This window comes from Floridaenema aerugineum BLCC-F46 (assembly GCF_041929345.1).
In the GTDB taxonomy this organism is placed as follows: domain Bacteria; phylum Cyanobacteriota; class Cyanobacteriia; order Cyanobacteriales; family Aerosakkonemataceae; genus Floridanema; species Floridanema aerugineum.
Window position 1 is genome coordinate 1 of sequence record NZ_JBHFNQ010000209.1, and the last position, 10,725, is coordinate 10,725.

The 10,725-nt window shown below is 41.8% G+C and carries 8 protein-coding genes; 5 read left to right on the forward strand and 3 right to left on the reverse strand.

Translation table 11 applies throughout. The features are described 5' to 3' along the window. Positions 1-208 precede the first annotated feature (208 nt). The 3 genes from clpX to tig form a co-directional block, all read right to left on the reverse strand. Positions 209-1,564, reverse strand: coding sequence for an ATP-dependent protease ATP-binding subunit ClpX (clpX, locus tag ACE1CC_RS28085; protein WP_413273733.1), 1,356 nt, complete (start codon positions 1,562-1,564; stop codon positions 209-211). 9 nt (positions 1,565-1,573) lie between these two features. Then, positions 1,574-2,218: an ATP-dependent Clp endopeptidase proteolytic subunit ClpP gene (gene clpP / locus ACE1CC_RS28090; RefSeq protein ID WP_413273734.1), complete on the reverse strand. Its 645-nt coding sequence runs from the start codon at positions 2,216-2,218 to the stop codon at positions 1,574-1,576. 283 nt (positions 2,219-2,501) lie between these two features. Next, positions 2,502-3,935: a trigger factor gene (tig, locus tag ACE1CC_RS28095; RefSeq protein ID WP_413273735.1), complete on the reverse strand. Its 1,434-nt coding sequence runs from the start codon at positions 3,933-3,935 to the stop codon at positions 2,502-2,504. A gap of 636 nt (positions 3,936-4,571) precedes the next feature. Here tig and ACE1CC_RS28100 point away from each other — a divergent pair. The 5 genes from ACE1CC_RS28100 to ACE1CC_RS28120 all read left to right on the forward strand — a co-directional run. Continuing rightward, positions 4,572-5,621 (forward strand): aspartate-semialdehyde dehydrogenase, encoded by a 1,050-nt coding sequence (locus ACE1CC_RS28100; protein ID WP_413273736.1) that lies wholly within the window; start codon positions 4,572-4,574, stop codon positions 5,619-5,621. A 45-nt stretch (positions 5,622-5,666) separates the two neighbouring features. Beyond that, positions 5,667-6,551, forward strand: a complete 885-nt coding sequence (dapA, locus tag ACE1CC_RS28105; protein ID WP_413273737.1) for a 4-hydroxy-tetrahydrodipicolinate synthase — start codon at positions 5,667-5,669, stop codon at positions 6,549-6,551. A 210-nt stretch (positions 6,552-6,761) separates the two neighbouring features. Then, the gene (locus tag ACE1CC_RS28110) at positions 6,762-8,528 is read left to right on the forward strand and encodes a ribonuclease J (RefSeq protein WP_413273738.1); all 1,767 of its coding nucleotides are present in this window, start codon (positions 6,762-6,764) and stop codon (positions 8,526-8,528) included. 426 nt (positions 8,529-8,954) lie between these two features. Further along, positions 8,955-9,326, forward strand: coding sequence for a Mo-dependent nitrogenase C-terminal domain-containing protein (locus tag ACE1CC_RS28115; protein ID WP_413273739.1), 372 nt, complete (start codon positions 8,955-8,957; stop codon positions 9,324-9,326). An 831-nt stretch (positions 9,327-10,157) separates the two neighbouring features. Then, a partial coding sequence (locus tag ACE1CC_RS28120; RefSeq protein WP_413273740.1) for an IS607 family transposase occupies positions 10,158-10,725 on the forward strand: 568 nt, incomplete at its 3' end.

Consider the following 10,725-nt stretch of genomic DNA (forward strand, 5'->3'; position numbering starts at 1 on the left):
AAATAAATTTTTTTTTTTTTTTTTTTTTTTTTTTTTTTTTTTTTTTTTTTTTTTTTTTTTTTTTTTTTTTTTTTTTTTTTTTTTTTTTTTTTATCCCCACCCCCCCCAACAACGTACCTAATCTTAATCTCAATTATCATCGCTAGCAACTTGCTTTAGATTTAATTTGTTCCTACCAACTACCCGCTACCAACGACCAACGACTATTTTACGCTGATTCCGGTTTTGGTAAAGAGGAAGGATGCAGCAGAAGTTCAGCCGTTGAGCGTTTTTCTACCATTTCCTTGGTAATCATGCAACGAGTGACATCTTTCCGGGAGGGTAACTCGTACATGACATCGAGCATAATCTCTTCGACGATTCCTCGTAATGCTCTGGCACCAGTTTTGCGACGATAGGCTTCTTGGGCGATCGCTCTCACCGCATCCGGTTTAAACTCTAATTGGACATTATCCATCTTCAGCAGTTTTTGGTACTGCTTAACTAAAGCATTCCGCGGCTCAGTCAAGATTACCGTCAAGCTTTCCTCATCCAGCGGCTCAACCATTCCTACCACAGGTATCCGACCGATAAATTCTGGAATCATACCATACTTCACCAAATCATCCGGTTCCAGATGCTTCAGAAGATCAGCCGTTCTCTTTTCCCTTGGTTTACTAATCTCCGCCCCATTGGGATCAACCTCAAATCCCATAAAGCTGCGTTTGCCAATCCGTTGTTCGATAATCTTTTCTAAACCAACGAACGCACCACCGCAGATAAACAGGATATTGCTGGTATCGAGTTGGATACAGTCTTGGTAGGGGTGTTTGCGCCCACCTTGAGGCGGCACATTAGCCACCGTTCCTTCCAACATTTTCAGTAAAGCTTGCTGTACCCCTTCCCCAGACACATCTCTGGTAATCGAAGGATTTTCGCTCTTGCGGGCAATCTTGTCAATTTCATCGATGTAGATAATCCCTCTTTGAGCTTCTTCCACATCGAAATCTGCTACCTGAAGCAATCGGAGTAAGATATTTTCCACATCTTCCCCAACGTAACCCGCCTCAGTCAGAGTTGTCGCATCTGCCACCGCAAATGGCACATCCAGCATCGTTGCCAAAGTTTGCGCCAACAATGTTTTACCGCAGCCAGTTGGCCCCATCAACAAAATGTTCGATTTTTGTAATTCTACAGTGTCGTCAGGGCTGACTTTGCCATTATTTTTCGACTGAATAAAGCTGAGACGCTTGTAATGGTTATAGACAGCTACAGATAGGACTTTCTTAGCTTCATTTTGACCGATTACATATTCATCTAAATACTTTTTAATTTCTCTTGGTTTGGGAATTTGATGCAAGGAAAGTTGAGCCGAGCGGGAACGCCGCTTCTGTGGTTGTTCTTGCCTGTTTGTTGGTTGCGGACTTGAAGGACTTGTATCCAACAACTCCTCTTCCAATATTTCGTTACACAGGTCAACACATTCATCACAGATATAGACTCCCGGCCCAGCAATTAGTTTGCGTACTTGCTCCTGAGACTTGCCACAAAAGGAACATTTTAAATGGGAGTCGTATTTAGACATAACTGCCTCTTAGTTGAGTGTGGTAACGGCGTTCCCCGACAGGGGGATGTTTTGTTTGGTGATTACCTGATCGATCAGACCGTAGTCTTTAGCTTCAGCTGCTGACATGAAGAAATCGCGATCGGTATCTACTTCTACTTTATCTAGAGGTTGCCCAGTATGATAGGCTAACAACTCATTTAGTTTACGTTTATGATAAAGAATTTCTTTGGCTTGAATCTCAATGTCCACTGCTTGACCTTGGGCACCTCCTAAAGGTTGGTGAATCATAATCCGCGAGTTAGGTAGAGACATCCGTTTCCCACGAGTTCCCGCTGTGAGCAAAAACGCTCCCATGCTGGCAGCTAAACCATAACAGATCGTGACAATATTAGGCCGAATCTGCTGCATAGTATCGTAGATTGCCATCCCTGCTGTCACTGAACCCCCTGGAGAGTTGATATACAGTTGGATGTCTTTTTCTGGGTCTTCAGCATCCAAGAATAGCAATTGAGCTACTAATGAGTCTGCTACATCATCGTCAACTTGTGTACCCAGAAACACTATTCTTTCCCGCAACAGACGGGAATATATATCATAAGCCCGTTCGCCCATGCCAGTTTGTTCTACTACCATTGGGAGCATATTTTTTGGGCTTTGGTTTGGAATTTCCATTTGCTGTAAGCTAGATAATGAGTAGATGGGATAGTCTGATGAAACCATAAAAAGATGATTTATGGATAACAGCTAGCAATGAGTTTTGTTAACTGAGTTTGCTAAGTGAATAGGTATCTATATCCGTTATATCGAATCAGAGTAATTTTTGCCTATCTCGTTACGGTTAATAAACTTAAGTTTTAGCGTGATAGTCTTTAATTAAGCTGAATTGACTAGTGAGAATCATAGTTAAAGACTTTCATAAATTATGTATTCCCACTAGTATCATCCACTGGATTAATTATTCAGCGGTGCTTCCTGTTGATTCTGAGCTAACTTCAACTGTAGACTCGGTTGCTTCGGGAGTATCAGTTACTTCCGTTGTAGACTCGGTTGCTTCGGGAGTACTGGTCTTCAATGTACCTTCCGGGACTAGCTCAATATGAGAATGTTCTGTCAACCAGGTAATAATTTTCTCTTTGAGTAAGTCTTCTTCGACGAATTCTCGGAGCTTTTCCGGATCGATATTTTCGTTAGCAAACTCCTTGGTTAACTCGCTTATTTTAGCTTCAATGGCAGTTGGTTCTACCTGAATAGATTCTAGTTTCGCCACTTCTTTGAGAGCTAAAGAACGCTTCAGGCGATCGATCGCATCCCCACGCGATGCTTGTCGCATTTGCGTCACCATTTCCTGCGTAAACAGTTTTCTGACATCAACTCCTTGCTGACTCAGCCGCATTGCCGTCTGAGTCAGCATCGCATCAACTTCCTGCCCAATCAGCGTTTCTGGCAAATCTACTTCGATCTGGTTTTGCAGTTCTTTGAGAATAGCTTCGGTTTTGTTAGCATCAGTTTTGCTTTGGGCTGTCTGTTGAAACCTCTTTTCCAAGCTTTCTCTTAACTCGGCTAAAGTTTGAAACTCACTGACTTCTTGAGCAAAGTCATCATTAAGTTCCCGTAACTCTTTCTCTTTGAGTTCTTTGAGCGTAATTGTAAAGAGGGCTGGTTTACCTGCTAAATCTTGTTGCGGATACTCTGGGGGGAAGTTAACCGAAATCTCTTTGGTTTCCCCGGGGTTCATACCCACAATGCCATCGACAAACCCTTCGATAAACCTTCCTTCGGCTAATTCTACTTGGAAGTCAGTTGCTTCTCCACCTGGGATTGGGGTTTCCTCACCTTCCCCTTCACCCACTATCCGACCTGTAAAATCTACTACTGACACATCTCCCATTTGGGCGGCTCTGCCTTCCACAGGAATTAAAGTAGCATTTTCCTTTTGACGTTCTGCCAAAAATCGCTCAACTTGCTCACTGTCATACTTGACTTCTTCAGCCTGAATGTTTAAACCAGTATATTGATTCAGTTTCACCTCTGGGGGCACATCCACCTTCACAGAGATAGTCAATGCTTGTCCCGGTTCAAACTGCTGAACTAATTGTTCTTGGGGAACACTCAGATAAAATTCTCCAATAGCGTCGATTTGCTCTTGCTTCACAGCTTCTTGTACGCCATTGCGAATCACATCTTCTAAAGCAGCTGCTTTGAGTCGCGCTGCACCAAAGCGTTGCATAAGTATTTGCCGGGGTACTTTGCCTTTGCGAAACCCAGGAATGTTGGCAGTGCGAGCTAAGTCTTGTATAACTTGCTCGTAAGCTTTTTTGGACATTTCAGGGGGAATTTCTATTTCCAGACCAATCTGGCTAGCGGGAAGCTTTTCCTGGGTAACTTTCATGAATTTTCTGGTTCCGAATAACTGACATTTAGTGTTTTCTGGCTAAAACAGGGGGCTAGGGCTTTATTTTCTCACTAATGCTTGCCCTTGCTTTTCCAGCAACCGCCTGCTAGCTTAACTTTAGCCCCTTTTTTGGAGGCTATCCGGCTCTCAAATTTTGGACTAACCCCGATCGCAGGTCTTACACCGTGATATGCTGGTGCAAGTAACCAGCTAATCTGGTATTCGCCAAACTAGATGAGCATAAGTCGGTTCTGACTTGGGCCTCAAGCGTGAGGTGGTGCTTTTCTGTTTTGGTTTCGTATCTGATGATAGTACATATAGCATACTCATTTGTTGCTAAATCCCAGGTTAATCTTTAATCTATAAGTCAAAAATTTGGTAAAATTTGCATAATTAGTGTATATGTTTTTAAATTACAGAAAACTAAACAATAAATAGATCGATCGCATTGAAAAACTTAAGCAATCTGGTTAATCACCCAGTCAATAGGTAAAAAATCTCTACTAACCCCAGTCAGGCACACAGTAGAATTCCACAAAACACAAACCTGTATAGATGTAGAAAAACTCACAACAAGAACTTATACTTAATGAACTCTCAACCTTTTAGCATCAATAATTGGAGGAATGAACCTTGTCAAAAACCTATCGAGTAGCAATTTTAGGCGCAACCGGAGCAGTCGGAACTGAATTCTTAGAATTGTTGGCAAGTCGTCAGTTTCCCTTGGCTGATTTAAAATTATTGGCTTCTCCCCGTTCGGCTGGACGTACTATCCAGTTCGCAGGCGAAAATCTGCCAGTGGAAGCAGTAAGCGAAGAAGCCTTTAACAATGTGGATATAGTCCTGGCTTCAGCTGGGGCTTCCACTTCCAGAGTTTGGGCAGATAAAGCAGTGGCATCTGGGGCAGTGGTAATTGATAATTCCAGCGCTTTTCGCATGGAACCTACTGTACCTTTGGTAGTACCAGAAGTTAATCCCGAAGCAGCGTTTACTCACAAAGGGATTATTGCCAATCCCAACTGCACGACTATTTTAATGGCAGTGGCAGTTTGGCCCTTACACCAAGTAGAACCAGTACAACGTCTAGTAGCAGCAACTTACCAATCTGCCAGCGGTGCAGGTGCTAGGGCAATGGAAGAAATGAAAGAACAAGCCCAAGCAATTTTACAAGGCGAACAGGCAAAAACCGAGATTTTCCCCTATCCTTTGGCATTTAATTTGTTCCCCCATAACTCCAAGTTGAATGAATTGGGGTATTGTGAAGAAGAAATGAAAATGGTCAATGAAACTAGGAAAATTTTTGCCGAGCCACAAATGCGAATTACGGCAACTTGTGTTCGGGTTCCCGTGCTCCGGGCGCATTCAGAAGCGATTAACCTAGAATTTGGTAGACCTTTTTCTGTGGAAAAAGCCAGGGAAATTATCAGTCAGTCGCCCGGGGTTCAATTGGTGGAAGATTGGCAAGCTAATTATTTCCCGATGCCGATGGAAGCAAGCGGTAAAGATGATGTTTTAGTAGGTCGAATTCGTCAGGATATTTCTAATCCTAATGGTTTAGAACTATGGCTTAGTGGCGATCAAATTCGGAAAGGCGCAGCTTTGAATGCCGTACAAATTGCCGAATTGTTGGTCAAGGAAAATTTGCCTGCGGCTCCAGAATTAGCTGTTTCTGGCAAAAAATAAAAATATAATTAGGAAGAAAAGAAAATTATTAGGAGAAAAAAGAGTGTGGGAAAGTTTGGTAGGGTAATAACCGCTTTAGTTACACCATTTAAGGAAGATGGCAGTGTAAATTATGCAGTAGCAGAGCAACTAGCAGGACATTTGGCGGAAAATGGTACAGATGCCTTCGTGGTTTGTGGGACTACGGGTGAGTCGCCAACGCTGACATTTGATGAGGAGTTGGAGTTATTTCAGGTAGTGCAGAAGGCGGTAGGCGGGAGGGCGAAAATTATTGCCGGAACTGGGTCTAATTCTACGAAAGATGCGATCGCTGCTACCCAAAAAGCCGCTAAACTAGGAATAGATGGTTCTTTGCAAGTGGTTCCTTACTATAACAAGCCACCCCAAGAAGGACTTTACCAGCATTTTCAGGCGATCGCTAAAAGTTCTCCCGACCTGCCGATAATGCTTTACAATATACCCGGTCGCACTGGGCAAAACTTGGCACCAGAAACAGTGGCTCGTTTGGCAGAAATTCCCAACATTGTCGCTATTAAAGAAGCTAGCGGCAGTATGGATCAAGCTAGTCAAATTCGCCATATCACCCCGCCGGAATTTGAGATTTACTCTGGAGATGATTCTCTAACATTACCCTTGTTAGCAGTTGGCGGAACAGGAGTAGTTAGCGTTGCTAGCCATTTAGTTGGCAATGAAATTCAGCAAATGGTGCAAGCCTTTGAAACAGGTAACACTTCCGAAGCATTAAAAATACACTTAGAACTTTTTCCCTTGTTTAAGTCACTATTTATCACCACAAATCCAATACTCGTAAAAGCAGCTTTAAAATTAAAAGGTTGGGATGTGGGAAGCGTTCGCCCACCGCTTTGTGAACCATCAAATGAAGAAATTCACAAATTAAAAACCGCCTTAGAAAAACTTTCTTTAGTTTAATAGGAATGACTAAGCCAAGTTTTTGACAATTGAATATTTCTTTCCATAGAACTCTGGACAGTTAGACGAGCATTAAGGGCTAACAGGTAAAGAGAATTGGGCAAATTTTCAGCGTTAGATTGAGGATTCAATCTCGGATTAAATTAGCCAATTACTAATTACCGCATATACCAAAACCAAATTTCTTGTTACTAAAATCAAAGGATGCAAATGACTAAAGATACAACTGCAAAAGCACCCCAAACAGTAAAAATTATTCCCTTGGGGGGATTGCACGAAATTGGAAAAAATACCTGCATTTTTGAATACGATGATGAAATCATTCTGTTAGATGCAGGTTTAGCTTTTCCCACTGATGGAATGCACGGGGTAAATATTGTTTTACCAGACACTACTTATCTGAAGGAAAATCGCCATAAAATTAAAGGAATGATCGTTACTCACGGTCATGAAGACCACATTGGCGGTATTCCTTATCACCTGAAACAGTTTGATATTCCGGTGATTTATGGCCCTCGTTTAGCAATGGCATTATTGCAGGGTAAACTCGAAGAAGCCGGAGTTTCTAAACAAACGGAATTAAGGACAGTATTACCTCGTGATATTGTGCGAATTGGTACTCACTTTTTCGCAGAATTTATTCGCAATACCCACTCAATAGCTGATAGTTTTACTGTGGCGATTCATACCCCAGTGGGAGTAATTATCCACACAGGCGACTTTAAAATTGACCACACCCCAGTAGACGGCGAAAAGTTTGATTTCCAAAGATTAGCGGAACATGGGGAAAAAGGTGTTCTCTGTTTAGTGAGTGATTCAACTAACTCGGAAGTTGCCGGACAAACACCTTCGGAAATGTCGGTTTATCCGAATTTAGACCGCATTTTTGGTCAAGCGCCGGGACGCATTATGCTGACAACTTTTGCTTCTTCGGTACACAGAATCAATATTGTTTTGGAGTTGGCGAAAAAGCATAATCGGATTGTTTCGGTGTTGGGTAAATCAATGTTGAATGTGATTGCCCATGCCCGAAATTTAGGTTACATCAAATGTGAGGATAATTTACTCCAACCTTGGCACGTTGCGCGAAATTTACCAGACGATCAAGTTTTAATTCTGACTACTGGATCGCAAGGGGAACCTTTAGCGGCGATGACTCGGATTGCTAATCAAGAACATCCCCATATTAAAATCCGTAAGGGTGACACAGTAATATTTTCTGCTAATCCAATTCCGGGAAATACGATCGCAGTCGTCAACACGATCGACAAGTTGATGATCCAAGGCGCTAATGTAGTTTACGGTAGAGAAAAAGGCATTCACGTTTCTGGGCACGCTTGTCAAGAAGACCAAAAATTAATGTTAGCTTTGACTCGTCCGAAATTCTTTTTACCAGTTCACGGCGAACACCGGATGTTAGTCAAACATTCCCAAACTGCTCAAAGCATGGGAATTCCAGCGGAAAATATGGTAATTATCGATAATGGCGATGTGGTCGAACTTTCCGAAGATAGCATTGCGATCGCAGGTAAAGTCCCATCTGGTTTACAACTGGTAGATAGCGCTGGTGTAGTTCACGATAATGTACTCAAAGAACGGCAACAATTAGCCGAAGATGGTGTAGTTACCGTAGCTGCTGCTGTGGATTGGGATGGCAAACTAGTAGCTAGACCAGAAGTACATTTGCGCGGTGTAGTAACTGCCGTTGAGCAAAGTTTACTGCAAAAATTGGTACAACAAACGATCGAGAATTTGTTGAGCGATCGCTGGCGCGAATTTGCCCGTAACTTCGATACTGAAGAAGTAGAAGTAGACTGGACTGGTCTGCAAGCTCAAATAGAACAAGCTATTGCTAGACTACTGCGCCGCGAACTCCAAAGTCGTCCGCTGTTGGTCTTTCTACTACAAGCACCAGATACACCCCCCGCGAAAGCTACAGGTCGTCGCCGTCGCGTCACCGCTAGAGTAGCTTCTTAAGAAACCAGAAAAATTCCAGCTAGGAAATTCTGGTTGCAGATATACTCCTTTTTGGGTATTCGCTAGTTAGTGATTGGTGGGATTGGTAATTATACCTATTCACCAATCGCCTTTTTATGAGTTAGTAAAATTACTCAAAGTTATTTTTATGGGTTGTCAATTTCTGTATAAAGTCAGTATACTAAACCGTGCATTAATTTAATTTCGTTAGTTCTACTGAAGCAAAAACATCCGGTTTTTAGGCAGTATAAAATGGAGTTGTGTAAAGCTAAAAACACAACTCATCCATAAGTTAGAGTTTTTAATAATTCTGACAGGTGAAAATCACTCAAATGGGAGTGGTCATCCCGTAAATCCATTTGAGATCATGTAGTCAACCAGTAGAGGAATTTATCCACCTCTCTTGGAAGTTTGGAGTTATGAAAAATGAATGTACCTCACTCTACCATAGAAGACCGTCAGGTTACAACCTGGATTTGGACAGATCAACAAAATGTTACACTTGGAGACATAAATAACGATCGCGGTGGAAAAAAACGCTTTGATTTACTACAACCGCTACGCTCTATACTGAACAATATGGATGTTCGAGAAAAAGAATTAGCGCATCGTTTGTGTGAAATGATTCCAGCGCAATGTCCATTTGAGCGTGATGTTAAACTGTTTGGTCGTAGCTTGTTTCACATTCCGCCATTGTGTAAGTTGAATCCGCTTTATGAAGAAGTATCTAACTTACGTTTTCGCGCTTTGTGTTACTTAGCTGATGAATGTGGAGAAGATGTATCGCATTACTGTTAATTATTCCGGCTAAAAACAAAAATAATTAAGAGGAGGGAAGATAATTTTGAAAAGCGATGCTACTTGCCCAATCCGCCCTATCTAAAAACTCTACTAACTTAAACTTGATGTTGGTGTAATTGCTTGATTATTTATTTGGTGTCACGGGTTAAGATTTGGCTTTCTCTAGCTTCATAGAAAGAGTAGAAATCGGGAATTTTAGCTTAAAGATTTGAGTTTTGGGAATTAGCGATCGCATAGCCTGAAAATGTTGTGGCTGGTTAATATAGTAAATTGTTAACCAAGCTCAGGTAAAAATTAAATGCTAAAAAGCTTACCCCGCCTGCGAAAGGGCGGTTTTTTTTTAGGGATTAATCAAGAGAACTTTATAATTGTGCGAGTATTCACACTCACCAAAGTGAAGTTTCTTTTCATATACTTGATCTCGAATAAGAGGGTTGATATTCTAACAATAGAAGCAAAGAAAAAGCTTCCCTGGCAGATCAAACAGCCTGGTGTCACGTAACTAAAGTAAAAAAGAGGAAAAAACAGCTGTTTAACTTACGTCTGTCTCGTCCGAAAACAACACCCAACCGGAACATTGATATTTCCTAAGCTGGTTAACTGAGAGCAATACAATTGATTTTTAAATCATTGTAACTCTAGATAGTATTACCAATTACAGGAAATCCCTCGAGAAGTAAGGCTTGGGTGTTGTTGTGTTTAGGGGACTGGGTAAGTTTCTCGTTTAGAGAGTTTCTCGTTTAGAGTTAGTTTGGGGAGTAAGAGAGCTTGACTAAATAGCCAAATTCTTAACTAAACTTACCTATAGTTATCTATGGTGAGTAAGTTATGTGGAAGGTTTCAGAATTTGGAGAATTGGTTGGAGTTTCAGCATCGACACTTCGTAGATGGGAGCAGGAAGGTAAGCTGATTCCAGAACGCACGCTAGGAAAGCAGCGAGTCTACAATGAAACCCACTTAGCGGTAGCCAGAAGCCTTAAAACAGGAAAATATCCCCACAAAGTTCTAATTTATTGTCGAGTCTCATCTAACAACCAAAAAGATGACTTGCAGAGCCAAGTTAAAGCAATGGAGCAATTTTGTTTAGCTCAAGGTGTCTCCGTCACAGAGACGATTCAGGAGGTTGGGGGAGGCTTAAACTTCAAGCGTCCCAAGTTCTTGCAAATCATCAAATGGGCAATACAAGGCGAAGTTAACTTGCTGTATGTAGCCCACAAAGACAGATTGTGTCGTTTTGGTTTTGAGCTTGTCGAACAGTTGGTGCAATGGGGTGGAGGCTCAATAATTGTAGCTAACGCCGAAACCCTTTCCCCGCAAGAAGAATTGACTCAGGATCTTCTGTCTATAATCCATTGCTTTAGTTCTCGCCTTTATGGGTTGCGTAAATACAAAGCCA

What these genes read in the sequence shown, in the direction of transcription:
- clpX (WP_413273733.1), bottom strand. Translation starts at nt 1,564, where the DNA reads ATGTCTAAATACGACTCCCATTTAAAATGTTCCTTTTGTGGCAAGTCT.
- clpP (WP_413273734.1), bottom strand. Translation starts at nt 2,218, where the DNA reads ATGGAAATTCCAAACCAAAGCCCAAAAAATATGCTCCCAATGGTAGTA.
- tig (WP_413273735.1), bottom strand. Translation starts at nt 3,935, where the DNA reads ATGAAAGTTACCCAGGAAAAGCTTCCCGCTAGCCAGATTGGTCTGGAA.
- ACE1CC_RS28110 (WP_413273738.1), top strand. Translation starts at nt 6,762, where the DNA reads ATGACTAAAGATACAACTGCAAAAGCACCCCAAACAGTAAAAATTATT.
- ACE1CC_RS28115 (WP_413273739.1), top strand. Translation starts at nt 8,955, where the DNA reads ATGAATGTACCTCACTCTACCATAGAAGACCGTCAGGTTACAACCTGG.